Source organism: Lichenicola cladoniae (assembly GCF_013201075.1).
Taxonomy (GTDB): Bacteria; Pseudomonadota; Alphaproteobacteria; order Acetobacterales; family Acetobacteraceae; genus Lichenicola; species Lichenicola cladoniae.
Window position 1 is genome coordinate 288,889 of the sequence record NZ_CP053709.1, and the last position, 23,036, is coordinate 311,924.

The following is a 23,036-nucleotide window of genomic DNA, read 5'->3' on the forward strand; positions in this document are numbered from 1 at the left end:
ATGGATCTGTATCCGCCGCAAAAGCCCGCGAAGAAGGAGGGCGGCTCGAAGCCGTCCTTCTTCAGGCGGAACTGGCGCCGGGCTCGGTTCGTCGCCGGCGGCCCCATTGCCACGATCGGCCTGCAGGAGATATCCGGCGGCGCGAAGTTGATCGACACGCTCTTCGGCGTCGTGCGTGGCGGCCCGCAGGCCGATGGAAGGTTGAAGACGAACGCTGATGGCACGATCGACCTGATCGCGACTGCCTTCTGCTTCGGTGTCAGTGTCGAGGAGATGGTGCAACGGGTGCGGGCGAGGCGGGAGCAGACGGTCCGAGCAGCCTACACGATGTTCGGGTTGGGCTGCCTATCGTTGCTACTTTGGCTTTATGGGGTGCTGCAAATCAGGATGAACAGCGGCCGTATCCTGTCCGCCGTCGAGTTTTTACCGTTCTGCGTGCTGTTCTTTTTATTGGCCTTCAAGTCGGGCTGGATGAACTGGCAATTGCGGACGCTGCGCATGGGCTCGGCCATCGCTTACCTGCAGACGACCGAGCCTTTCCTGCCGCAGTAGATTCAGAAGGTGCCGGGGGGAGCCAGTGCGCTGCCCCCGGCCGCGCCGGTCGCCCATTCCGCATGTTCATAATCTGGCCGTCCCTGATCGACGGAGGGATCGACGGGCCGGACGATGGTTCCGGCCCGGTCAAACACGGGTGGCCGCCACGTGGCGTTCGCCTGACCATAGGGAGCATACGGATCATACAGGGGATGCTTAATCGGCGGCGCAGACGGAGCGTTATAGTCGCTGGCTGATTTGAGGTTTGGTGGCGTTGCACAGGCGGTGAGCCCGAGCAACAGGAGCCCGACAAGGGCAGAAGACGATCGCATGGCGCTCTCCAAAGTGAACGCGGGCACCATGCGATAGACCGGAGCGAACCGACCTGAAGTTTACGAGCGGTTCCGGTTGTTTTCTCTAAGTTCTGCTTGAGCTTGGTCAGCCCAAGCATCAAGAGCATTATAATTACGTTCGCTCACCGCCAGCTTTTTCTTCAGATGAAGAATTTCGTCTGCAAGCGCTTGATTTTGGGTAGCTAGGGCTTGGATTGCCGCTTGGTAATCAGCAAGGCTTGCTTGCGGATTACGACGGTTCGCAAACCACGCGAGTGTGTCATCAGTCGATCGCTCATGCTCGGCCCACATTCGACCAAGGGTAACTCCTGCCCAGCCGCTTAGCCCACTGTTTGGCTCGTCGTCAGTCATTTACCCCTCCGTTTCAGAAGACGGTCCTAGATCGGTAGCTGCTCTTAGGGTGGTATCCATACCACTGCTGGCCCGGTTGCTGGAAGCTTTCCCTGTTGCTGTATTTGCAATCGAGCTGTTAGCTGGGCCTGAAATTTGAGGTTGCGTGCCTGCTCCATTCTCAACCTGTGCCTGACCCGAAGCCTTCATCCCAGCTCTTAAGCCACTGTTGATAGTCGCCAGAGTTCCGCCAACCCCAACAACTGCGGCGTCTCGGCTGAACTGATCCATATCCACACGGCCAGCGCCGGTGAAGCCGAGCAGCCGAGGAACGTGATGCGGGATCAGAGAGATCATCCGGAATGACATCATGGCAGCCACCACATGGGTCATGACAAAGATCGATAGCAAGACGACAACACCGAGTACGTTGGTGACGATCCAGCCATGTTCGAGCACAAAGCCAGCGGCGATGCCGAAGGTCTGCCGGATCAGGAAGGACATCGACGAGAAAATGAAGTAGCCGAGAAACAGTCCAAAAAGCATCAGCGTTGGCCGGAAAAGCACGTTGAAGAGCAGCCCATAGCCCTCGTTCGCCTTTCCATGCAGCCCTTCACCTTGCATGGTCATGTGCGCCAGCATCCAGAGTGGTACAGCGATCACGGCTTCGCACACGAGGATCAGCCATCCCATCACGCCGGCCATCCACATAACCCAAGGAATCATTGGCAGCACGAATGCGATGGTGAGGCCCGGGATAAGCAGTGCTAGCAGTAATGCGAAGATAGGCGTGCCCAGGAAGCTCATTAGAAAGTGCGCCGCAACGGTCATGCCGGCGCCGGCGAAGTTAAAGGTGAGGAGCTGGAAGGCGGTTGTCGCGGTCGATGCCGTGCCCGAAGCGGCCAGGGCGGCCAAACCCATGGCAGCCACAGCGATGGTGATCATCGTGTTGCCGAGGCTCATGAGGCTGGAAAATGGATCGGTCCAGTTGTTGCCATTTGGCGCGATCGCGGTCTGGATCAGCTGCAGCATGTAGTCATTGAGATGCAGTCGACGGAAGACTTGCTCGATCACCCCAGAGCCGTCCTGGCCTGGGGTGGCACCTGAGAACAGATCGCCTTGGCCGCCAGGTGCGCTTAGACCGTCCTGGGTGGTGACATAGTTCGATAGCGTCGTCATGAACGCCTGCGATGATTGGATCAACGGCGCCAGGTCGCTGGATAGAGAAGGGCCAAAACCATCGTAGCTTGGAGGTGTAATCTGCGGTACGCCGCTGAGCAGCGACAAAGTTTGCCCGTTGAGGCGGGCGAATTCAAGGTAATACGCTCCCGCGCAAGTCCAGCCACAGGCGGTTAGTTGCGTCTGGTTCGCACTGCTGTTCGCCAGTGCAGCAGCGCCACCTGTCTGCAGGGATGCGCGCAGCTGCTTCGTGATATTTTCTGACGCAGTGGTCAGTTGCGTTGTGTAGTCACGGGTTGCGCTGGTCAGGATACCCATGAGGCCATTGAGCTCGGATGCCTTTCGGGTTTTGAAAAAGCTGCCCGCGATCTGTTCAACTTGAGTTTTGATGTCGTTGTTGAGGACGGTTGTCAGGGCCTGTTGCTGGATAGCGCTTTGATCGACGGCAACCCCGGCAAGGTTCACCGAACCCGTTAGCGGAGCGGCAATTGTCACTGTTCCGCAGGCTGGCGCCGAGCCAATGTTGCCGACCGATAAGGTATATCCCAAAATTGTCATGGGTCCTGTTGCACCGCCGATCTGCACTGGTGTCGGTTCTGGCACGAGTTGTGTCGGTGCAAAGGTCGTGTTCGAGGCTGCGTTGACTAATGATCGACACAGCTCGTTTTGGATCAAGCCCTGCACAATGGTCTCAGTCCCCGGCACCATGGGCTGGGCAACGACGAGGGCGTCCGGTCCGATCGCCTGCACCGCGTTGGTGTAGACGGCCTTGGCCATTCCGACGCCCCAAAGCGATACCTTCACCACGGCGGCCTGACCGACGCTGAAGCCGAGGGTCGGCACCGGGAACATCATGATCGCGGCAAAGCCCAGCCGGACAATGAACATGCCGGTCATATTATTGCCCAGGAGACGCGATGTTTCCGCGCCCCTATGGATCTGCATGATCGTCGCGTAGCAAAGGTAGGCCATGGCGATCGCGGCGACGAAGCCGGTGAGCTGGCCGATCATCTGACTGATCACGGTGGTCTGCGTGCTCGAGACGCCGTTGGTGCCTGAGATCGGGAAGACGTTTTGAATGACCTGGGCCGCCCAATCGGAGCCGGGATCGAGCGCGCTCCAACTCAGGTTGAAGCCGCTGCCGGTTGGGGTCTGGGCGAGGGCCGGCATGGCGACCGTGACGAGCAAGGCGACAAGCAGGGCAGGCCAGGAACGACGCATGACATCCTCGCAGGAAGTGGTTCCTGCGAGGATGCGTCGAGCCGGAGCGAACGGGTTACTAAGTTGGGGACGGGCCGGCGGAGGCGCGGGCGTTTCGGTCAGCTGACGGTGTGAACGCGGCTTTGACGGCGCTGACGGCGCGATCGAGGACTTCCTTCAGCTTCTCGCCAAGGTCGTCCAGGACGCTTTTGCCGTCCTGCTTGCCGGGAATGGCGGAGGTGGCCTTGCTGATCTCGGCGTCGAGCTTCTCGAAGCGGCCTTCCAGTGCCGCGGCATTGTTCTGTCGCGCACCGATAGCCGTGACCGCGGCGCGATCGGCGCCGTATTGTTGGAGCCCGCCGGCCATTCTCTCCCACGCGGCGGCGGCGCCGCGTTCCATCACCAGGTCGGCGTTGAACTGGGAGCGCAGTCCGGCATAGCGTCCGCCTTCGCGCATCTCGGACAAGACGGCTTGCATGCCGCCGGGCTCGGACTTCGCTGCATCCTGGATCTTGGTCAGGATGCTGGAGCCGGGACCATTGGCGAACGCCTGTACGGCGTCCAAAGCCGTGCGCTGGGATTTCTCCGCTCCCTGGATGGTCGCCTCGTCACGGCGTTGCTGGAAGACGTTCTCGTGGCGCTCCGACCGATCGGCAACGGAGGTCGGTTGCCGCTCCCAGTTCGGACTCTCTTGCTGCGCATGGCGCGCCAACGACGCGAGGGCCTGAGCCACGATACCGGGTCCGCGACCTGTAACCGTTGCCTGGGGCGAAGCTGGAGGGGCTGAGTTTCCTGCTGCGGGCTCCCGGGTTTCAGTCTCTCGTGAAGGCCTATTATCTGCAACCGTTTGGCTGCCTGGGGACCGTGCGGCGTGTTGTGGCCCGCCAGAAGCGCCTTCGGTCGGGTTAGGGCGCGAAGCCTGTGCAGGAGATGGGTCTGTCGCCGGAGCCGTGGTCGGACCTGCGGCGGTAAGTCGAACCCGGTTTTCCAAGGTCTCGACACGATCGCGGACCTCGGGGCTGTTTTGGTCGCCGGCACGGGTTGCGACATTGATGGCAAGCTTGCGTATGTCACCGACCAGGCGGGCATCATCCATCGAGGGTGTGGCGCGCATCATGTCCTGCAGGCGGTCGTTCTGCAGTCCGGGTGCGGTGACAGCCAGGCGTCCCATCTCTTCCCGCAAGCCCTGCGGCACGGACGAGATCGGGCCGCCAAGCTTTTCCATATCCTGCAGGGCGTAGGCAACGCGGGTGCGGAACGCCGCATCCTGCGCCCGCTCGGGCTGCTTGCCCACGGTTTCGGCCAGTTGGTTGATCGTCCGGCTCAGGTCGGGATCCTTGGCCGCCACGGTCGCGGCCACGCGGTCGAGCCGCGTCACAAGATCATGGATCGGATCGCGGCTGTTGGCTTTATCGGACCCAGGGGGTGGAACCGGGATCGTGCTTCCATCGGGCATGGTAGTCTCCTGTCAGTTTGCAGCCATGGAGGGGGAGGGCATCGGCGTGGTGGACTTGAACCGAGCTTCTTCGTTGCTTGCGAGTTGGGCGGCCGAAATGGTCGCGTTGAGCAAGGTCACTCGGTAGTTCTGCAGCGCCAGGTAGTTGCTGAGTGCCAGCTCGGTGGCGACCTCGCGCTCGACCGAGGCCGGCGGCATGGCCTGCAGGCCGGCAGCCCAGCTGACATCGCTGATGCGCCGGGTGACCTCGAGGCTGAGCGCCTGCAGCCATGAGCCGCTGGCCGGTACCGGCAGGCCCTCGTTGGTGAGCACCGCTTGCTGCTGCGCGGTCAGGGTGACGCCGGGGGTTTGCTGGCCGATCGCCATGTTGATGGCGCTGCGAGCGAGCGACATGCGGGCGTTGTACGAGCGGCGACGGGCTGCTGCATCCTGGCCGTTGATCGACGTAAGCTGATCCCCGCGCAGCGCGGCGGGAACGATGGGCTGGATCAGGTTGGTGCCGAAGTCGTTGGCGGCATTGACCCCGGCCTGGTCGGTCAGGTTGTCGGCGCCGAACAGGCTGGAGACGCGCTGATCGGCATTCTGCTGTGCGGTTACACCGCCCGAGCACAGGCCCGCCTCGTTCTCGGTGGCGGAGCAGTAGCGGCTGAGATGCATCATGCCGGACGCCTGCATGGCTTGCCCGGCGCCGTAATAGGCCGGGGTGCCGGGCAGCGCCTCCCCGCGGGGATCCATCACTGCCTCGATGGTCTGGCCGGTGCGCCACCCCTGCAAAGCGGCGGCGGTGACCACCTGTCCACTGTCGATGGTCGTGCAGTTCTGCACGTTCGGTGTCTGCTGGTCGCGGATCTCGCTGTTGCGCATGTCCCGTCCAAACCGGGCCATGGCGGTGTTGGACGCGTCGGTGATCTGCTGTTGCGCCCCGACCTGGGCCTTGGAGTAGTTGGCGTTCTGGGTGAATCCCTGCAGCAACAGGGTGTTGGTATCGCCATAGGTGGTGTTGCCGATGGCGGTGTTGATGTCCTTCATCGTGCTGGAGACGGTGTTCTGAACCGTGTTCATGGCATTGAGCACGTCGAGAATACCGGTCTCCTGCGCCAGCGATTTGATTTGCTGGGTGATCGAGGCGATATCGATCGTGGGTAAATCCGCCAGGGCTGGAACAGCGCCGAACAGTACTCCACCGAGGACGACGCCGGATGCCGTGGCAGACAGGGTTTTTCGGGTCATTCCCGGCTCCCTAGTACAGGCCGCCGGACCGGGCGACCGGGTAGCCGGTCGGCGCGGTCGGCGCACCATTCATGTAGAGGCCATAGCCCTGCTGGGTGTTGTAACCGGTGGCGACAGAGCCAAGCGGCGGACCGCCGCCGCCGAAGCTGAGCTTCGGGCACATGATGCCGCTCCCGAGCCCAAGCCCGAACCCCATGTTGAACCCGGTCACCGTCAGCCCGCACTGGGCGGTGCCGAGTGAGTTCTGCCAGGCGGTATTGACGGCCTGGCAAAGCTGACCTTCGACCGCGGTCAGCAGGTTGCTCGGATTGAGCAGGTTGGTGATGACGTTCAGGCCGACGCCGCTGAAGAAGTTCTGCAAGCAGGAGAGTTTGGTGACGCTCTGCGGCGGGTTGATGCTGGCGTCGTCGGCGGCTATGCGCGCCGTGACACCGTTGGCCGCGGCTTGGACGAGAGTGGCGCACGCCTGGCTGCCTGTGGTGCTGGTCGCAGCCTGGGCCATGGCGACGGCAGGGCAGAGGGATGCAGCGAAGACCAGGCCGGGGATGATCTTGCGCATCATGCGGCCTCCTGCGCCCGAACGGCCGGCTGGCAGGCGCCTAGCAAAAGAGCCAATCGCTCTGGGGCATAAAGCCGCTCCAGCAAAGACGGGCGCGCAACGGCGCACAGGCTCGCTTGCAGGAACTGGCCGGCGCCGGCCAGATCAGCCTCCAGCACGGCCGCCAGCACGGCATCACGATCCTGCGGCCCATCCTGCAGGATCCAGTGGATAATCCGCAGGCAGCGCGGTAGGCCGATCTGACCCATGATCGTCCGCAGCTCCTGGCGTCCTGGATCGCTGGTCAGGAGTGCCGGCAATACCTCGGACGTCTTGGCGACGGCCTGATCCAGGCTGTGTCCCAACCGGACCAGAGCCTCCTCCACACCGGGTGCTGCTTCCACCACGCTGACAAGACTGGCGGCAAGCGCCGGTTTGTCGGGTTCAGCGGCTTTTAGCCAGTCGAGCACGGATGTCATGGCCAGGTCGGGCACGGTCGGGTCCTCCATCGCACTAGGGTGGCGGGAGGGTGGCCTAAGCTGGCGCGAACGGAGGAAACCTTATTCGGTGACCCTGACCGTGTGCCCGGATTGCGCCGCGTGGATGCCGAGAGGCGAGACGGTGTTCTGCAGCACCTTCCGCCACGGCAGACCGCCAGTCCAACTGACCCGAACGTCTTGGTCGACCGCGCCACTGTACTGCACATGCAGCGTCATTGGCACGATCTGCCTGATCGCGAAGGCCAGGGGCACGTCGCGGCCAAAACCTCGAGCCAGCACCGGACGCACCACAGCCTGAGGCGGTAATGGGGCGCCGTGCAAGACCACGGGTCCTGGCGCATCCAAGGCAAGCGGTTGCCCGTTTACTGCCTGGGCCGCCGGTGCAGCGGCTGGCGCCTGAGAGGAACCGTCCATTTTGAAGTCAATTGGAACTGGTTGTAATACCAGCATCATACCACTCAACCCTAAGGCGACCCCAATTGCCATGCCATCCTCCGCTTTAAAGAGTGTATTCGCTGGTGGTGCGAACGGGATGGAGGAGTCGATTTTGGTTAAAGTGCAGAGTGACATGACCCAGTGGCACGTGTTGTTCGACGCACCAATGAAAATCAGAGTGCGACCGGACATAGTACAAAGGAACAGAGTAGTGCGCGACCTGGCAGGGCAACATGGTTAAGGTTACGAAGACTCCTCCCATGCCATTGAGTGACCGAGAGCCCAAAGCTGGTAAAACTGAGTCGCCTTTAGCGACATCCATGGCGAAGAATAAGGATAGCGGGAAGACAACATCGAATGGGGATGTAGAACCGGATCCCTTGTTACTTTATATGGCAAGGGCCGTGTTGAAACGGCGCAAGGAAATGGGTCTCACTCAACTTGAGTTGTCTCGGAAAGCGGGATGCAATTCGACTGCTATTTTTATGGTCGAGGCCGCGAAGCATAATATGACGATCAAGAGCGTCATGTTGCTTGCCGATGCGATGGACCTACAGGTCAGCGACTTTTTTCCGCGCAGTACACCGCGCAACGCTGCAAAGATGGCAGAGGTGTCGGAAGTGCTGACCGACATGGCTGGCAGGTTCGCGATCCAGGTTAGATCGCTTGAGCGCCTCGCTTCCGAATTGAGAGACGACGCCAAGCAGTAGTAGCTGGGATGCTCCGATGCAGCTGCCATCTGCGTCGGAGCAACCAATAAGAGGCCCGCACCAAGACATCGTGACGTGCCTTCCACGCCTTTTATGGCGGCGAAGTTTTTTCTCGTTCGCACCAGATCGCGCTAGACATACCGCAGTCGGCTATGGCTAAACTCGGTCTTTCATACGAAGTGGCCTACTGAAGGCAGTCGTGTTGTTGGCGGCCGAATTACAACTCTATGACTTTCGATACGCAAGCATTGGCTTCAGGCCTGCCGTTTGCCGTATCAGAGGTTTTGTAATCTCGGTGCGTTGAGCATACTTACCACCCAACTTTTTTTGAGAGGCTGTTAGTTTCCTATGGACAAACCATAGTTAAGACTGGTTATAGTCCGTCCCGCAAGCGCGGGGGTGTTCGATGCGCGATATGGAAGCAGGCGGTTCACCGCCGGTATCGCAATGCTCGTTTCAAGCAATGGGGGTCTTCCCCAAGTATAATGACCGTACATCGGCAGGTCCGTTAACAACCTCGCAATACCGGCAGCTGCTGACCGGTATGATGGGGCAGGGACACGGGATCGAGGCGATCTGCCTCTTCTTGACCTTGACGCGTGAGGTCCTGCTCGATCTCGTGGTGCTACTGGATCTGCCTCGGCCGCATGACGCGACCCTCCGGCGCGCCGGAGGGTCGCAGGCCTGGTTGGCGCAGGATTACTCCGTTTTGCTGGCCGGCTGGATGGGGAATTGGCCCACCTTATGTATTGCCGAGCAGATCGGACGAAGCCGCGGCAGCATCTGGGCCAAGACCCGACGCATGGGGCTGCCGCGGCGCGAGCGCAGATCGCTGGTCTGGCCAATCCTGATCCCGGCCATGGCGCAAGACTGGCCTATCGAACCGGTTGTCCCGGAGCGGCTTCCTGACGAATGGATGACCCGCGGCACGCAGACCCCGATTAGGATGCAATCGAAGCGTGGCGGCAGCGAGGTCGATTGGGCCGGTAGTTCTGGGGCGCTGATCGATATCGGGATGCGGTGCTGGTCTGGACAACGGCCACGCAAGATCGCCGAGGATTACGGCGTGTCGTATCGGACCATCACATCGCAACTGCACTGGCTGCAGATCCCGACGATGCCGAGGACGCAGCAGGTCGATCACTTCGATCCGGACATCGGCAATGCCCGCATGACCGAAGCCAAATACAAGATGATGACCTGCGTATCCGATGAGCGGTTTCCTTATTGGACGCACCGGATGCGCCGGGAGAAGAGCCGGCGCGACGTGAAGGCCAAGCTGTATGATGCAGCCTTTATATAATTGAGTCTGTCGTTCGCACCGGTAGCGGCAACACTTGCTCGACTGCCAAATCAGGACACGCCGATGCAGAACCAGACCGAAGCCATCAGCCGCAGATTATCCGACCCGGACTTTCAAGGCTGGGTGGTACGCAACAGCATGCTGCTGGTGCTGGTCTTGTCTAGTCTGCTGGGCGTGTTCGTCATTCATGACGGTTACGTCTGGACCCATCCGGCGCAGCCCGTATACTTCTTTGTCGATGGGCATAATCCGCCGATGCCCGCAGTGCCGCTGGACAGCCCGATCGTCGATGACACGCAGTTGCTGGATTGGTCGGTCAAGTGGGTGCTGGCGCCCTACAACGTCAACTACCACGATTTTCCGCAGCAGCTGAACACCGCCGGGCAGCACTACACCCGTAACGGCTGGAGCAGTTTCGGCTCGGCCTATATCGCCGCTGGTAACTTCCAGGCAATGCAACACGCACGTATGACCTGTTATGCGCAGGCGCAACGCAGTGCGGTCATTCGCCAAACCTCGATCATTGGCGGGCATCTCGCCTATGAGATTCAGTTTCCGATGGTGCAGACCTGCGAGAACGTCAATCAGCAAAGCACTTCGAACCTGATGATGACGGCGACGGTCATCCGCATGAACGATCAGAATCATCCGGACGGTCTGGCCATCGAACAACTCAATGCCAAGGGCTTTTGAAAGCGAGATCACCATGCGTCGGAATACCCTGTTGACGACGGTGCTGCTCGTAGCGCTGACACCCAGCGCGGTCTTGGGGCAAACCGGACCTGGCTCGACGCTCGCGTCCGATACATCTGCACAGACGCCGGGCAGCCAAGGGCTGGATGGACTTGATTCCGCCGGCCAACGGGCCGTGCGCAACGCCATCCCATTCACGCCGGAGATGATCCAGGAGTTGCAGCGTCGCTATGGCGCGGCCCAGCAAGCTCAGGAGCAGGGGACGCAGCTGGTAGCGTCGCCGGTCAGCCGCATGGTCAGCGTGGCCTTTGCACCCGGTCAGGCGACGAACATCGTCCAGACCGTGCGCGGCTATCCGACCGCGATTAGTTTCTTCGACGCGACGGGACAGCCCTGGCCGATCGGCTGGAACACCAACAGTAACGCCGCCAATGTCGCCGGCGGCACCAACTGCAACTCGTCGCAGTCCGGCTCAGGCGGCGATGGCAGTCCCTCCGTCAATGCGGTCGGCTTCTACGTCTGCGTGCCGGTCAAGGGCAGCAACACCATCGAGATCACGCCGATGTCCATGGTCCCCCGTGGCGGTCTGGTGGTGAACCTGCAGAATGCCCCCAAGCCGTTGTCGTTTCTGCTGATTTCCGGACGCGATCGCTACGACGCGGACATGAGCATCCACGTTTCGGATCGCGGGCCGAATGCCAAGGTGATGGTGGATACCCGGCCCGGTGCGCCGATCACCGGCGCCCCCTACCTGAACTCGATGCTGGCCGGGATCGCCCCGGCGGACGCGGTGCCCCTGGATGTGTCGGGGGTGTCGCCGGATGAAGTCCGAGCCTGGCGCCTCGGCGGCGAGACCTACATCCGCACCCGCTACACCTTGATGTCGCCGGCCTGGGACGCTTCGCAGAGTGGCGAAGGCGGCACCACGATCTACGCCATTCCCAGCACGCCGGTTGTGTTGCTGTCGGCCAACTCCCGCACCGTATCCGCCGAATTGAAGGAGGCCCGCTAATGTCCGGCTTTGCCAGCAAGCTGCAGATGGGCAGCATCTTCAATCGCTCCGCATACGCCGGCCCGCGGCGATTTCTCGTCATCGGCGGCTGCATCGTTAGTGTGGCCGGGGTGATCGCCTATGTCTCGATGTCGGGCTCGACCGCGCCGCTGGTATCGCAGACGGCGCGTCTGCCGACGGTCGACCCACTGCCCGGAGGGCTGAACAGCAATCCACAGCAGAACAAGCTGGCGCTGCGGACCAACCAGGAGCAGGCCGACCAGGCGGCTCGAGCCGGTCTGTCCTACACCCCGCCGATCGCAGCGAGCCACACGACGGCACCACTGCCTGTGCCGAGTGTGACACCGCCGGCAGCGTTGGCCGAGACCCCCGCTCCGGCTTTCCACCCGGTGTCCCCGGCGCCGCCAACGGCGGTATCGCAGCCGATCCGCTATACCCCGGACCCTATGGTTCGTCCGGTCGCGCAGGTGTCGCCCACGGTGCAGAACGATCCCCAGGAGCAACAAGCCTATGCCGATGCCGTCAGCCGCTTGCTGCGCGGTTGGAACGGCCGGTCACCGCGCACCGAGGTCGTGGTCGACCCGTCGATAGGGTCTGCGGAGGCGGCATCCGGGCGCGACACTGGCACCGGGCAGTCGGGAAGTGAGGGCCGTGCCACCCGAAACGCATCATACGCCACACGCCTGGACGGCGGTGGCAGCGGCACGGCGGGTCGTCTGTTGATGCCCGCCGGGCGCGGCATCTTTGCCCATACCGTGCTGGCGGTGTCGTCGGACTCCGAGGGGCCGGTCGTGCTGCAGGCGGATTCCGGGCCGCTCAACGGCGACCGGATGATCGGCACCTTCGGTAAGGCCAGCTCCAACGGCGCCGGCTCGTCCGATCGCCTGGTGATCCGGGTCAACTCGATCGAGCACCGTGGGCAGACGATTGGCGTCAATGCCATCGTCACCGCACCGGACACGATGGAGACCACGGTGGCGAGCAGCGTGGATGAGCACTATCTCGCCCGCTTCGCCCTCCCGGCCGCGGCGGCGTTCGTCTCGGGGCTCGGTCAGGCGTTGGCGACCACCTCCAACACGAACAGTGTTTTGAGCCCCCTCGGTGGTACTTCCTATGCGACACAGCTGAACTTTCCGCAACAACTCGGGGTTGGTGCCGGTGTCGCCGCCCAGCAACTCAGCAACACGCTCAACCAGCAGGCGCCGCGCTCCCCCACGATCCATGTGGATGCCAATGTGAACGTCGGCGTCATGTTCCTGGCGGCGGTCACGGAAAATAGCCGGTAGTGCAATTCTTTCGTGACCGTTCGCGCCAACTTGCCCGATCCTGGCATAAGTTTCAGCAAGCGGGATCGCCATGGACACGCACATCACGGGCCGGCCTGAACTCCAGGACGACAGGACCGAGGCCGGTTTCAGTCATGTACACGGCGATAGGATCGCGCCTGAGAATAAGATCGAAGGTGCCGACGAGGGTTCACCGGCTCAGCACGACACCACGTCGCGCCCGGAGATCGTAGTCGACGGTATCGACGAGGTCTTCGATCACGGACACGAGGGTGTGGTGCGGCATGCCCCCGGCGCGATGGGGCCGTTCGTTCCTGTAAAACGGCACCGCAACGGCTTGATGATCACCGCCTGCACGATCGCCGTGCTCGTGGTCGGCGGCGGCGTGTTCTGGATCTCACCGTATAACCATTCCAGTGTCGCCGATCTGACCCGCCGGGCGGGCGGCGCTGGAGCGGCACTCAACCCGAACCAAACCATGCTTGGGCACAATCCAGCTCCGGTCGCACCTGCAGCCCGCCTGGCTCGTGCGCCCGAGCCGTCCGGAGGCGTGGCAGCGTTGCCGAGGCCAACCCCCGTCACGGCTGCGCCGCATCCGGGTGGCGACGAGATGGCGGAGTTTCTCCGCCTCGGCGGGCAGACGCCCGCAGCGCCGCACGGTTCGGAGAAGCGGGTGGACGCCCCGGCGGTCGCAAGCGCGCCCGCCGCTGACCCGCATTTGCCACCCGCCGCCTCGGATCCGCCGAAGCCGTCGAGCCCTGTCAGCGTTGCCGTGGTCGCGCCAGAACCCGTGCAACATCCGGCTGCAACTGCCGCCGCACCAAAGGATGCGGTGGCGGCGATCGCCGCGCTGCGGCCCGCGCCGATGACCGACGCACAGCAAGTGCAGGTCCTCGACCTGGTAACGCAACTCGGCACCTTGGTGCGGGATCAGCGCGCCCAGATTGCCCAACTGCGACAGGACCAGCAGAACCTGGGGGAGCGGGTCGATGGCTCGCTTAGTGACTTCACCCGGCGGATCTCGCTGTCCGAGGCGCGTGGCGCCCTTGGCGCCGCCTCCGGAGAGGCAAGGGTCCCACCGGCTGCAGCGCCACCGCCAAGCGTCGCACCGGTCGTGGCCCGAGTGCCGGTGCCAGTCGCGGCGACGACACCGGCCGACACCGGCCCGCATCGTTATCATGTGCAGGCGGCGTCTCCGGGCCTCGCGATGTTGTCGGAACTGGATGCGTCGGGGGGCGAGGCACGGCAGCTGCCGATCTCGCCCGGTGATACCGTTCCGGGTTGGGGCAAGGTCGTCAGCATCGCCCAGCGTGGTACGGCCTGGGTGGTGAAGACCGACCGCGGCGTGATCCAGTAGGGCATGGGCGATGCAAGGTTTGGTCAACTTCGCGCAGCAGGTGGCGCTCGTCCTCGCCGTCCTGCTGCCAACCTTTCTTTATCTCAGCGCGATCGGCTTGTTCCTGTTCGCGGCCTGGGGGCTGTGGCAGCAGGCGCAGCCGCATAATCCTTTCCGTGGCAAACCCTGGATTCCCTGGGTATCGCTGATCCTCAGTGGAGCCTGCGCGTCGTTCCCGGCGATCCTCAACAAGGTCAACATCAGCGGCGGTTCAACCGTCACCATGTCAGTTGTCGCCGGCCTGACCAGCTACACCGCCGTCGATACCACCAACATCCTGGGCGCCACCCCCGGCGCCACGGTGCTCAACATCGTGCAGGCGTTCCAGGGCTTCTTTCAGGTGTTCGGTGCGATGACCTGCTTTTTTGCGATGATGGCCTGGCGGGCGGCGGTCAGTGGCCGCAGCAATCGGCAGTGGGGCGGCTGCGGCGTGCAGTTCGTCTTCGGCGCGATGCTGATGAACATCTACACCGTGTCGCAGTGGCTGGTTGGCATTTTCACGGTCTAGCTGAAATTTCCTCCATCCGTTCGCTCCGGGCCCAGTCAGTCTCAGTGCAGAGGGATCGTCCCTCGGCAAGGAGAGCATTCGAAGTGAACATCAACCACAATAACTCGATCGTGCCGGCGGGGGTCCAGCCGCGTGGCATTCGTCTTCCGTCGGCCCGCATGCGCAACTTCGCCGCAGGAGTCGTGTCGGCGGGGCTGACGTCGCTGGCTCTCGTCGGCCCGGCGCTCGCCCAGGCGGCAACACCGAGCACCGCCGGCATCGGCGCCCAGATGCAGCAGATGGCGCAGGAAGGCTCGACTACGGGCGGCTTCATCGGCTCCATGGCGATGTATGGCGCGGCCCTGATCTGCATGGTTGGCGGCGCCTGGGCGCTGTGGCAGTCGCGCCAGCCGCAGAACCGTGAGGGTGGCCGTGTCGGGATGGGCCTCGCTGGCCTGGTACTGGCGGGCCTGTTCGCGACCGGCGGCACCTGGATCAACAAGGCCGCCAACACGGCCTCGGGCGGCAACTCCACCGTCACCAGCACCGCCGGCACCGTCACCTTCGGCGCGGGCGGCTAATCGATGGCTCGCCCTCAGCTTGTCCTCTCGGCGCACCCCTCGGCCTGGACCGCCGAAGCCGTGTCGGGCGAGTGGAAGGCGGGCGCCTCCGCTTCGGCCGCCTGCCAGTTCTGCGGTCAGCCGACCGCAGGCTGGCAGGTGCCGTATCATCTCAACGACGACCATGCCGACAATCGCCCCGGCAATGTCGTGATGAGCTGTCCGCTCTGCCACTTACCGCAGCATCTCAACCGGCCGCAGATCGACCGCGAGGCGGTCCTGGTCTGGCTGCCGGAGATGGCGCAGGGCGCCGTCAACGTCCTCGCCCGCCACATCCATCTGGCTTGCACCGCAGCAGGCTACCCGCCGGTCGAGGCGCAATCCGCCCGTGCGCCGGCAACGCGGGCACTGGCCGGCTACCACGCCTATCGCGCTTTGTATGAGCGCCGCACCGCTGCCGAACTCAGGCTGGGCACCACGTCCCCGCTCCAACTCGGCGCGGCCTTGCTGGAGCTGTCGGCGGCCGACTATGCGCGCCGTGCCGCGTTGCTTGGCGGCATCCGTCTGCTGCCGATCGGCCGCCTGTATGAAGACGGCCACGATATCTACCCCGAGATGCTCCGGGACTGGACGCCGCCGCGCCCCGCGACGCCGCCCAACCCGTCGTCTGCAGCGTCCTAAACAGCCAAGAGGTCATCCATGATCGGCACCCTTGCCAAGATGCTTGCTGGGCTCTCGTTGACCCTGCGTCAGCCGCTCTACAGCTTCTGCGATGTCGAGACCACGCATGGCGATGCGTTGGTCAGCAAACATAGCGACTATATCTCGTTCGTCCGCTTAGACGGTATGCGCAAGATGGCGACCCGTCAGGATGTCGCCCGCATGGCGCTGGCCCAGCGCGTCGATCTTGCCGCGTCGCTGGAGAATAAGGGTCATGCGATCCTGGGCTGGTTTGCCTCCGATCCGGAGTTGTCGGCGGTCGAGATCGACCGGCTGAACATGGATAGCTGTCGTGCTGTGGCACGTGAGTTGAACATGGACCTGACCGACATTCTCGATGAGCGGGCGCGGCTGTGGCCGAAAATCATGCGTTGGGAGGCGGCGTACTACGTGCTGTTCACCCGCCGCTCGGTGCTGACCAAGGAAGAGCGCAAGCAGATGAAGGAGGAGCAGGACGCCATGGCGCGGGAACTCCCCCGCGTCGGCGACAGCCAGCGCTTCTATCTGCGCTCCGAGATCATGGCGGCGCGGCATGCCGCTTTCGTCGCACGTGTCATTGCCTCCCTGCGCAACGCCGACGTCGCCACGGTTGAACTCGACGCCCACGCATCGCTGACCCTGGCCCGCGAGGCGCTGTATCGCGAGACGGCGGGCTCGGCTTGGCGGCCGGTGCTGCTCGGCGACCGCGCCATGCCGCGCTGTCCGGAAGACGGTGAGAAGGCACGGCCGGAGCATCTGCTGTGGCCGTCAATCCGCAGTCAGATCTTCCATGCGGACGCCGTCACCCAGGGCGGGCAGCGGGTGCAGATCGGCGATTACGAGTATGCGCCGATCGACATGGCCGTGGGGCCGGAGGATCCGCGCCCGTTCATCGAGTTGGCCGCAGCCCTGGGCAGGGACCGCATCCCCTGGCGCGGCGCCATCCTGATCGAGGGCGGCGGCAAATCATCGATGGCGATGAAAGAGGTCGGCGCCAGCTTCCTGGCCATGTTCCCGAGCAACGGCGATCTGCGCCGCGCCTTCGCCGCCTTGCGGCAGGAGCGCATCGACAACAACCACATCTCGGTCAAGTTGCGGGCCTCGTTCGCGACCTGGGCGCCGATCGAAGACAAGCGCAAGCTGCGTCGCCGCGCCTCGACGTTGAGCCAGCGCATCGAGGGCTGGGGCAACTGCCGCGCCACCAGTGTCAGCGGTGATCCCCTGGAAGGGGCGATGAGCAGCGTGCCCGGGCTGGCGCTGGCGTCGACCGGAACGGCGTCACTGGCTCTGCTGGGTGATGCGCTGTCGATGATGCCGTGGAACCGGACCGCTTCGCCCTGGGAGCATGGCTCCGTGGTGTTTCGCCGGCCGGATGGGGCGATCTGGCCGTATGACCCGGCTGGCGGCTCCATGCGTCCGCAGGTGCTCGATATCTTCGTGGCACCTCCACGCTCGGGCAAATCAGTGCTGGCCAACTCGATTAACCTCGGGCTCTGCCTCAGCACCGCCGTCATGGGCTCCAAGGGCGCCAAGCTGCCGCTGATCGGCAAGGTCGATATCGGCCCGTCCGTGCAAGGCTTCATCCGTCTGCTGCAGGAGGCGCTCGGTCCGGAGCGCCGGCACGAGGCGATCTTCGTCACCATGCAGTTCGGCCGCGGCTACGAGGTCAACATCTTCGATCTGCAGGTCGGCTGTGAGTATCCGCTGCCGCTGGAGAAAGCCTTCCTGCAGAACTTCATGGCGCTGGCAACCTTGCCGCCGGAGACCACCACCCCGTTCGAGGGCATCAACCAGATGATTGGCTTGGTGCTCGATGAAGCCTACCGGCTGTGCACCGATGTGCCGGGCGGCTCACCCAAGCGCTACCGCGTCGGCGTCGAACCCGACGTCGATGCCATGCTGCAGAACCGCAACGTCGATCTCGAGCATGAAGAACCATGGTGGCGTGATGTGGTCAACGCCCTGATCGGCCTGGGCGAGTATCGTCTGGCCGAGGTGGCGCAGCGCTACGCAGTGCCGACGATGCAGGACCTGATTAGCGCCGCGCGCACCGACCAGGTACGCGATATGTTCAACAAGCTCAAGATCGACGCGACGCATGAGGATTCATGCTCGCTATTCGAGCGCTACATCTACGACATCATCCGCAAGTATCCGACGCTGAACAGCCCGACCAAGCTGGACTTCGGCCCGGCGCGGGTGATCGGTCTTGATCTGGCGGCTGTGGCGCCAACCGGCTCGGCCTCGGCCAACCGGCAGACCGAGATGATGTACATGCTGGCCCGGCATCTGCTGGCGCGCAATTTCTTCCTGCATCCGGACTACGCGCAATACGTGCCAGTCGCCGTGCGCGACTACCACCTGGCGCGCTTTCAGGACGTTATGGAAAGCGTCAAGCGCCTCGACTACGACGAGTGGCACCGCACCGAACGCAGCCCACAGGTGCGTGCCCAGGCTGAACTCGATGTGCGGGAAGGTCCCAAGCACAACATCCAGTTGGGCTTTGCCTCGCAGCGCCTGCAGGACATGGGCGACGGGATCACCTCGCAGGCGACCGGCCGCTTCATTCTCAAGGCTGGTGATGAGAAGGAAGCGGACGAGATCATCAACCGCTTCAACCTGACCGAGGCCAGCGCTGGGATTGTTCGATATGGTCTGAATGGTCCGGGTCCTGAAGGCGCGCCCTTCCTCGCCATCCTCACAGCGGGTGGGGAGAAATACGAGCAGATGCTGGTCAATTCGCTTGGGCCGATCGAGTTGTGGGCGCTGAGCACAACCCCGGGCGACACCGGCTTGCGCAACCGACTGTATGATCGGGTGGGCTTCAGCGAGGGGCTTCGACGGCTTTCCAAGGTGTTTCCGTACGGCTCGGCACTCAAGGAGATCGATCGGCGCAAGAAGGACCGGCTGATCCGTGGCGAACTCGACACCAAGGCTGAGCTTGGGGTTATCGACGAACTGGCTGGCGAGCTGCTCAACGGTCATGGCATCGGCATGAAGCTGCGCGACCCGGATGTCGAAGGACCGGAGCCGATACTGTTGGCTGCTGAGTAGCAGCCAATCTCCGCAAGTACCGAAAACGCGCTTGTAAAAAACTATGCCCCGTTCGCTCCACCACCACCGATCATCCATGGACCAACATGGAGGGCGTGATGAAAGTCGATAGGGCTAAGGTCTTCGAGACCACGTCACCATCATCGGGTATATCGACAGTCGGGGCATTGCTGGCGCTGGGGCTGCTTGCGGGCTGTGCGTCGACCGTCGTTCCGACTGACGTGTCGATGACCGGAATGCCAAACGCCGAACTAGCTTTGCGTCGTACCCTCGACCAGGTGAACGGCGACATGACGCAGATCGGCGGCATGCGGCCGTCCGGCTATGCCGAGGCAGCGGCCAACGCGCCGGTGCTTCCGGGCGAATTGCAGAAGCCGGTGCAGTTCGTCTGGACCGGTTCGCTCGACGCCGGCGTGCGAAAGCTCGCCACCAGCATCGGCTACACGGTTGTGGTCTCGGCACCGGACGATGCCCAGGCGATCAGCGTGGCGATTAATATCGACGGCCAGGTGATCAGTGCCTTCCGCGCACTCGGCGACCAGGCAGGCACGACCGCGACCGTGCAGGTCGATCCGCAGCACCGTCAGGTTCAGGTGATCCACCATGTTTAAGCTCCGGGCGCTGCTGTGCGCGGCCACGGTGTTGTCGTCGCTGACGATCAGCCAAGCCGGGCGGGCGGAGGGCGGGATCTACCCGAATGCAGTCCCCCCACTGCCGTCCGCCCTCCAGGTCGATCAGGCGACGCAGACTCTTGGCAATTCGACGAACCAGCCTGTGACCGGGGCCGCCGAGGCTCCGGCGATCGTTGGGGGACAGGCGCCGCCCTCGCTTGAGGCGCTGCAGGCGACCCGCCCCGGTGATCAGCATGGCGACGGTCTCAAGCCCGGCCGGGCTGAGGAGCTACGCCAATCGGCGATGGTGTATGGCGCGCAAGGCGGCTTGGCCGGTCGTGCCTTCGCGTTGAACGAGATGCTGCGCCGCTATGAGCCGGTGCTGGATACGACGTTCGACTTCCGCTCCCTGGTGTTGCCCGTTGGAAGCGGCCAGACGCTGATGCGGCCGCCGATCATCACCCAGGCGCAGCTGGCCTTTGCTTTGGGCGAGGGTGGTCAGGTCGCCCGCGAGACCGCCTGCATCTACGAGATCACCCGGGAAGCGCAGCTGACTTCAGCGCCGCCGAACTGGCGGGAGTATCTGGTCCGCAGCTGGGCCGCGCCGCAGCGGCCGGCCGACGCTGCGTTGCCGCGCACGGATGACGAAGTGGCCTACTGGAACAAATGGGTCGCGGAAGGCTGGGGCCACGGCGAGAAGCAGGCCGTGGATATTTTCCTGTCCGATCTGAGCCGGCTGCAGCGCGACATTACCGGCATGGCACGATACCGGGTGCTGTTGCGCTCGGGCCTGGTCGAGCAGCCACGTGTCGTGTTCCAGACCCGGGCGACGCAGGGCGGCCGTGACACGCTGCACGTCGGCGACAAGGTGGTGCGGATCACCGATCAGCCAGGATTGCAGGGTAGGCGGGCCGGCGCCGGGTATGGCTGCCAATGAGCCCGCTCAGCGCGCTGGGCGCATCCGACACCTACAAGGGGATGGTCATCGTCAGCGGAGCTGTTGGTGTCATGCGCTCGTATCGGCTCGATGTCGGTCTGCCCGACCTGGCTTGTTCCTGGGTCACCTTCGATCCGGCGGTCATCGAATTTCCATCGCTGCAGACGTCATCGCTCGGAAGGCGTAATCCATGAACGCCGTTACTCCGATCGAACTATCGTCCGCTCCGGCTGAATTCTGGCCGGATGAAGGCACGGTTTGGGTCAGCGATCCGCGCAAGGCCGCGCCCGGCCTGGATTCCTTGCTATCCTGGGCCTACGACCTGGGCGCCTCGCGCATCGGCTTCACGACCGGGCATCCGGTCTGGTTGCGCATCCATGGCCGCAACCGCCGCGCCACCCAGCACTCGCTGGACGAGGCGGAGATCGCGCAGATCGCCAACCATCTCTACGGCGCCGATGGCACGGCGCGCCTTCAGGGCGGGCAGGATTTCGACGTCTCGTATGAGATCGCGCGCACGCGGACCAAGCGGTTGCGTTTTCGTCTTAACGCCACGCCGATCCGCACCAGCCGGCGCGACGGCGCCAATGTGGTGCTACGGCCAATCCCTGACATGCCGCCAACCCTGGCGGCGCAACTGGTCGAGCCCGGGATCATGGCCGCGTTCCGGCCGCGAGAAGGGATGGTCATTGTCAGTGGTGCTACAGGCTCAGGCAAATCGACGCTGATCGCCGGCTTCACCATGGCCAAGCTGGAGGATCCAGCAGGCCACTACAATATTGCCGAGGGCGCAGCCCCGATCGAGTTTTTGCTCGACCGGGTGAAAAGTCCGTCGAGCACCATCAACCAGACCGAGATCCCCCGCGATCTGCCGACCTTTGAGGCGTTCATCCGTGGCTGCATGCGCCGCGAGCCGACTGACATCATCGTCGGCGAATGTCGGGATGGCGCGACAATGAGCGCGGCGGTGCAGGCTGCGATATCCGGGCATGTGCTACTCTCAACAATTCATGCACCTGATGTAGCGTTGACGATGCAGCGCATCGCTAGCCTCTGTCCGGCGGATGAACGCGACAACCTCGTCAGCGCCGTCGCGCAATCGCTGCGCCTGGTGATCAATCAGCGGCTGGCCATCTCGACCGACGGCCGCCGCACGGCGTTGCGCGAGTATCTCGTCTTCGATGCGAAACTACGCACCAAGTTCCTGCAGACCAACCCCTCCGACTGGCCGAGCCTGACCCGTAAGGCAGTCGATGAGCAGGGGCAATCCTACCCCGTGGCGATCCGTCGCGCGGTGGAAGAGGGGCGGATAACGCCACAGACAGCGGCGGTCGAACTCAAGGAGATTGGCTGATGTGGCGTTACACGGCTTTGCCGGTCAAGGTCGCGGTACTCGATGCACGAGCCTGCATTCCGGTGTTGGTGTTCGTGCTCTACTGGAGCTGGACGACGGCCTATATCGCCATCGCCGGGGTGGTGTTCTTCACGGTGATCTCGTGGTTCGGGCTGACCGTCCCGGCCGTGGTGCGGGTCATCCGGCGCGGGCTCGTCGGCAGCATCCGCCCGGCGGTCCCGGCCTGGAAACGGCGGCGGCTCGCATGAGCAACGGCGTCGACCTCGGCCTGGTCAGCCCCACCCTGCAGCGCCTACTGGAGCAAGGCGAGCGGGCTATCCTCTATGATTGCAAGGCTTCGCATCGGACCTTGATCTATGCGGCCGACAGCGCCGCTGCGCCGACTGGATTGTTGCCGGCCTTCCTGAGTGCCGCCGATGCCATCTGGCGGGAGGCGACCGGGAAGAGCCTGGGGATCGAGATCGCCACCCACCCGAATACGGTGCTTGGCTACACCGTGGTCTGCATACACGGCGGCACCTTCGCGACCGTCATGCTGGCGGTGATCGAGGCGATCGAGCAGATCGCACAACCGAAGACGCTGCTGGTCAACGATCTGAGTGGCGTCTGGCATGGGGCGGAAGATCGCATCGCCCGTTCTGCGCGCGCTCCGGTGCCCGTATGAAGGTTTGGGCGGGGCTGGCACTCGCCATCGCGTTGTCGCCAATCGCCGGGCATGCGGCAGAGCCAACGCTGCCCCCGGTCGTCCGCTGCATCGAGTCCGCCGCGGCGGTACACCGCGTTCCGCCTGCCGTGGTGGTGATCCTGCTATCCGTCGAAGGCGGCACGCTCGGCCATGTCAGCCAGAATACGAACGGTACAGTGGATATCGGCCCGATGCAGGTCAACACGATCTGGGTATCTATCGTGGCCAAACATTGGGGCGCCACCTCAGCTGAAACCTACGCGGCTTTGCGCGATAATTTCTGCGCCAACGTCGAAGCTGGAACCTGGATCCTGCGCCAAGCCATGGATCAGGCGCATGGCGACTTTTGGGAAGGGGTCGGCCTCTACCACTCCCACGACCCCGGCTACAAAGCCGACTACCTGCGCAAGGTGCTGCGGCAAGCGCTGCGCTTGCAAACCCAGGCACAACGCCAGGCCGCGCTGACACCCACCAATCGAACAGGAAGTTAACGA

The 23,036-nt window shown here is 63.5% G+C and carries 26 protein-coding genes; 18 read left to right on the plus strand and 8 right to left on the minus strand.

What is annotated here, in order from left to right:
* Positions 1-552, plus strand: a complete 552-nt coding sequence (locus tag HN018_RS23260; protein ID WP_171833915.1) for a hypothetical protein — start codon at positions 1-3, stop codon at positions 550-552.
* Positions 553-554: 2 nt separating this feature from the next.
* Here HN018_RS23260 and HN018_RS23265 read toward each other — a convergent pair whose 3' ends face one another.
* The 8 genes from HN018_RS23265 to HN018_RS28820 all read right to left on the minus strand — a co-directional run bounded on the left by HN018_RS23265 (position 555) and on the right by HN018_RS28820 (position 7,806).
* Complete coding sequence (locus tag HN018_RS23265) at positions 555-866, minus strand: hypothetical protein (protein ID WP_171833914.1); 312 nt, start codon at positions 864-866, stop codon at positions 555-557.
* A gap of 60 nt (positions 867-926) precedes the next feature.
* Entirely contained in the window at positions 927-1,238 is a 312-nt protein-coding gene (locus tag HN018_RS23270) for a hypothetical protein (protein WP_171833913.1), read from the minus strand.
* Positions 1,239-3,584 (minus strand): DotA/TraY family protein, encoded by a 2,346-nt coding sequence (locus HN018_RS23275; protein ID WP_171833912.1) that lies wholly within the window; start codon positions 3,582-3,584, stop codon positions 1,239-1,241. It lies immediately after the preceding gene.
* 91 nt (positions 3,585-3,675) lie between these two features.
* Positions 3,676-5,052, minus strand: coding sequence for a hypothetical protein (locus HN018_RS23280; RefSeq protein WP_171833911.1), 1,377 nt, complete (start codon positions 5,050-5,052; stop codon positions 3,676-3,678).
* A 12-nt stretch (positions 5,053-5,064) separates the two neighbouring features.
* Positions 5,065-6,282 (minus strand): hypothetical protein, encoded by a 1,218-nt coding sequence (locus HN018_RS23285; protein WP_171833910.1) that lies wholly within the window; start codon positions 6,280-6,282, stop codon positions 5,065-5,067.
* Positions 6,283-6,292: 10 nt separating this feature from the next.
* Positions 6,293-6,844, minus strand: a complete 552-nt coding sequence (locus tag HN018_RS23290; protein WP_239479378.1) for a hypothetical protein — start codon at positions 6,842-6,844, stop codon at positions 6,293-6,295.
* Positions 6,841-7,314, minus strand: coding sequence for a type IVB secretion system protein IcmW (locus HN018_RS23295; protein ID WP_171833909.1), 474 nt, complete (start codon positions 7,312-7,314; stop codon positions 6,841-6,843). The genes HN018_RS23290 and HN018_RS23295 overlap by 4 nt, the downstream gene beginning before the upstream one ends.
* A gap of 66 nt (positions 7,315-7,380) precedes the next feature.
* On the minus strand, positions 7,381-7,806 hold the full coding sequence (locus HN018_RS28820; RefSeq protein ID WP_239479379.1) for a hypothetical protein: 426 nt from the start codon (positions 7,804-7,806) through the stop codon (positions 7,381-7,383).
* A gap of 209 nt (positions 7,807-8,015) precedes the next feature.
* Here HN018_RS28820 and HN018_RS23305 point away from each other — a divergent pair, with 209 nt between their 5' ends.
* The 17 genes from HN018_RS23305 to HN018_RS23385 all read left to right on the plus strand — a co-directional run bounded on the left by HN018_RS23305 (position 8,016) and on the right by HN018_RS23385 (position 23,033).
* Positions 8,016-8,465 carry a helix-turn-helix transcriptional regulator gene (locus HN018_RS23305; protein ID WP_171833908.1) on the plus strand — a complete coding sequence of 150 codons (450 nt, stop codon included), beginning with the start codon at positions 8,016-8,018 and terminating at the stop codon, positions 8,463-8,465.
* A gap of 586 nt (positions 8,466-9,051) precedes the next feature.
* Positions 9,052-9,768 (plus strand): hypothetical protein, encoded by a 717-nt coding sequence (locus tag HN018_RS23310; protein ID WP_171833907.1) that lies wholly within the window; start codon positions 9,052-9,054, stop codon positions 9,766-9,768.
* 63 nt (positions 9,769-9,831) lie between these two features.
* On the plus strand, positions 9,832-10,461 hold the full coding sequence (locus HN018_RS23315) for a DotI/IcmL/TraM family protein (RefSeq protein ID WP_171833906.1): 630 nt from the start codon (positions 9,832-9,834) through the stop codon (positions 10,459-10,461).
* Positions 10,462-10,474: 13 nt separating this feature from the next.
* Positions 10,475-11,473, plus strand: a complete 999-nt coding sequence (locus HN018_RS23320; protein ID WP_171833905.1) for a DotH/IcmK family type IV secretion protein — start codon at positions 10,475-10,477, stop codon at positions 11,471-11,473.
* Positions 11,473-12,759 (plus strand): DotG/IcmE/VirB10 family protein, encoded by a 1,287-nt coding sequence (locus tag HN018_RS23325; protein ID WP_171833904.1) that lies wholly within the window; start codon positions 11,473-11,475, stop codon positions 12,757-12,759. Before HN018_RS23320 ends, HN018_RS23325 begins: the two co-directional genes overlap by 1 nt.
* A gap of 70 nt (positions 12,760-12,829) precedes the next feature.
* Complete coding sequence (locus tag HN018_RS23330; RefSeq protein ID WP_171833903.1) at positions 12,830-14,116, plus strand: hypothetical protein; 1,287 nt, start codon at positions 12,830-12,832, stop codon at positions 14,114-14,116.
* Between the two features lie 10 nt (positions 14,117-14,126).
* Entirely contained in the window at positions 14,127-14,663 is a 537-nt protein-coding gene (locus tag HN018_RS23335) for a hypothetical protein (protein ID WP_171833902.1), read from the plus strand.
* Between the two features lie 83 nt (positions 14,664-14,746).
* Positions 14,747-15,223 (plus strand): hypothetical protein, encoded by a 477-nt coding sequence (locus tag HN018_RS23340; protein WP_239479380.1) that lies wholly within the window; start codon positions 14,747-14,749, stop codon positions 15,221-15,223.
* Positions 15,224-15,226: 3 nt separating this feature from the next.
* Complete coding sequence (locus HN018_RS23345; RefSeq protein WP_171833901.1) at positions 15,227-15,883, plus strand: hypothetical protein; 657 nt, start codon at positions 15,227-15,229, stop codon at positions 15,881-15,883.
* Positions 15,884-15,901: 18 nt separating this feature from the next.
* The gene (locus HN018_RS23350) at positions 15,902-18,955 is read left to right on the plus strand and encodes an ATP-binding protein (RefSeq protein WP_171833900.1); all 3,054 of its coding nucleotides are present in this window, start codon (positions 15,902-15,904) and stop codon (positions 18,953-18,955) included.
* Positions 18,956-19,053: 98 nt separating this feature from the next.
* A complete protein-coding gene (locus HN018_RS23355; RefSeq protein WP_171833899.1) occupies positions 19,054-19,566 on the plus strand; it encodes a DotD/TraH family lipoprotein in 513 nt (170 codons plus the stop codon).
* The gene (locus HN018_RS23360; protein WP_171833898.1) at positions 19,559-20,503 is read left to right on the plus strand and encodes a type IV secretory system conjugative DNA transfer family protein; all 945 of its coding nucleotides are present in this window, start codon (positions 19,559-19,561) and stop codon (positions 20,501-20,503) included. Before HN018_RS23355 ends, HN018_RS23360 begins: the two co-directional genes overlap by 8 nt.
* Positions 20,500-20,697 (plus strand): hypothetical protein, encoded by a 198-nt coding sequence (locus HN018_RS23365; RefSeq protein WP_171833897.1) that lies wholly within the window; start codon positions 20,500-20,502, stop codon positions 20,695-20,697. The genes HN018_RS23360 and HN018_RS23365 overlap by 4 nt, the downstream gene beginning before the upstream one ends.
* Positions 20,694-21,857, plus strand: a complete 1,164-nt coding sequence (locus HN018_RS23370) for a type IV pilus twitching motility protein PilT (protein ID WP_171833896.1) — start codon at positions 20,694-20,696, stop codon at positions 21,855-21,857. The genes HN018_RS23365 and HN018_RS23370 overlap by 4 nt, the downstream gene beginning before the upstream one ends.
* Positions 21,857-22,105, plus strand: coding sequence for an IcmT/TraK family protein (gene icmT, locus HN018_RS23375; protein WP_171833895.1), 249 nt, complete (start codon positions 21,857-21,859; stop codon positions 22,103-22,105). Before HN018_RS23370 ends, icmT begins: the two co-directional genes overlap by 1 nt.
* On the plus strand, positions 22,102-22,521 hold the full coding sequence (locus tag HN018_RS23380; protein ID WP_171833894.1) for a hypothetical protein: 420 nt from the start codon (positions 22,102-22,104) through the stop codon (positions 22,519-22,521). The genes icmT and HN018_RS23380 overlap by 4 nt, the downstream gene beginning before the upstream one ends.
* Positions 22,518-23,033, plus strand: coding sequence for a lytic transglycosylase domain-containing protein (locus HN018_RS23385; protein ID WP_171833893.1), 516 nt, complete (start codon positions 22,518-22,520; stop codon positions 23,031-23,033). The genes HN018_RS23380 and HN018_RS23385 overlap by 4 nt, the downstream gene beginning before the upstream one ends.
* Positions 23,034-23,036 lie beyond the last annotated feature (3 nt).

Excerpts from the sequence above, each read along its gene's own strand:
- HN018_RS23260 (WP_171833915.1), top strand. The coding sequence starts at position 1 with ATGGATCTGTATCCGCCGCAAAAGCCCGCGAAGAAGGAGGGCGGCTCG.
- HN018_RS23265 (WP_171833914.1), bottom strand. The coding sequence starts at position 866 with ATGCGATCGTCTTCTGCCCTTGTCGGGCTCCTGTTGCTCGGGCTCACC.
- HN018_RS23270 (WP_171833913.1), bottom strand. The coding sequence starts at position 1,238 with ATGACTGACGACGAGCCAAACAGTGGGCTAAGCGGCTGGGCAGGAGTT.
- HN018_RS23280 (WP_171833911.1), bottom strand. The coding sequence starts at position 5,052 with ATGCCCGATGGAAGCACGATCCCGGTTCCACCCCCTGGGTCCGATAAA.
- HN018_RS23285 (WP_171833910.1), bottom strand. The coding sequence starts at position 6,282 with ATGACCCGAAAAACCCTGTCTGCCACGGCATCCGGCGTCGTCCTCGGT.
- HN018_RS23290 (WP_239479378.1), bottom strand. The coding sequence starts at position 6,844 with ATGATGCGCAAGATCATCCCCGGCCTGGTCTTCGCTGCATCCCTCTGC.
- HN018_RS28820 (WP_239479379.1), bottom strand. The coding sequence starts at position 7,806 with ATGGCAATTGGGGTCGCCTTAGGGTTGAGTGGTATGATGCTGGTATTA.
- HN018_RS23305 (WP_171833908.1), top strand. The coding sequence starts at position 8,016 with ATGCCATTGAGTGACCGAGAGCCCAAAGCTGGTAAAACTGAGTCGCCT.
- HN018_RS23315 (WP_171833906.1), top strand. The coding sequence starts at position 9,832 with ATGCAGAACCAGACCGAAGCCATCAGCCGCAGATTATCCGACCCGGAC.
- HN018_RS23320 (WP_171833905.1), top strand. The coding sequence starts at position 10,475 with ATGCGTCGGAATACCCTGTTGACGACGGTGCTGCTCGTAGCGCTGACA.
- HN018_RS23325 (WP_171833904.1), top strand. The coding sequence starts at position 11,473 with ATGTCCGGCTTTGCCAGCAAGCTGCAGATGGGCAGCATCTTCAATCGC.
- HN018_RS23330 (WP_171833903.1), top strand. The coding sequence starts at position 12,830 with ATGGACACGCACATCACGGGCCGGCCTGAACTCCAGGACGACAGGACC.
- HN018_RS23335 (WP_171833902.1), top strand. The coding sequence starts at position 14,127 with ATGCAAGGTTTGGTCAACTTCGCGCAGCAGGTGGCGCTCGTCCTCGCC.
- HN018_RS23345 (WP_171833901.1), top strand. The coding sequence starts at position 15,227 with ATGGCTCGCCCTCAGCTTGTCCTCTCGGCGCACCCCTCGGCCTGGACC.
- HN018_RS23350 (WP_171833900.1), top strand. The coding sequence starts at position 15,902 with ATGATCGGCACCCTTGCCAAGATGCTTGCTGGGCTCTCGTTGACCCTG.
- HN018_RS23355 (WP_171833899.1), top strand. The coding sequence starts at position 19,054 with ATGAAAGTCGATAGGGCTAAGGTCTTCGAGACCACGTCACCATCATCG.
- HN018_RS23360 (WP_171833898.1), top strand. The coding sequence starts at position 19,559 with ATGTTTAAGCTCCGGGCGCTGCTGTGCGCGGCCACGGTGTTGTCGTCG.
- HN018_RS23365 (WP_171833897.1), top strand. The coding sequence starts at position 20,500 with ATGAGCCCGCTCAGCGCGCTGGGCGCATCCGACACCTACAAGGGGATG.
- HN018_RS23370 (WP_171833896.1), top strand. The coding sequence starts at position 20,694 with ATGAACGCCGTTACTCCGATCGAACTATCGTCCGCTCCGGCTGAATTC.
- icmT (WP_171833895.1), top strand. The coding sequence starts at position 21,857 with ATGTGGCGTTACACGGCTTTGCCGGTCAAGGTCGCGGTACTCGATGCA.
- HN018_RS23380 (WP_171833894.1), top strand. The coding sequence starts at position 22,102 with ATGAGCAACGGCGTCGACCTCGGCCTGGTCAGCCCCACCCTGCAGCGC.
- HN018_RS23385 (WP_171833893.1), top strand. The coding sequence starts at position 22,518 with ATGAAGGTTTGGGCGGGGCTGGCACTCGCCATCGCGTTGTCGCCAATC.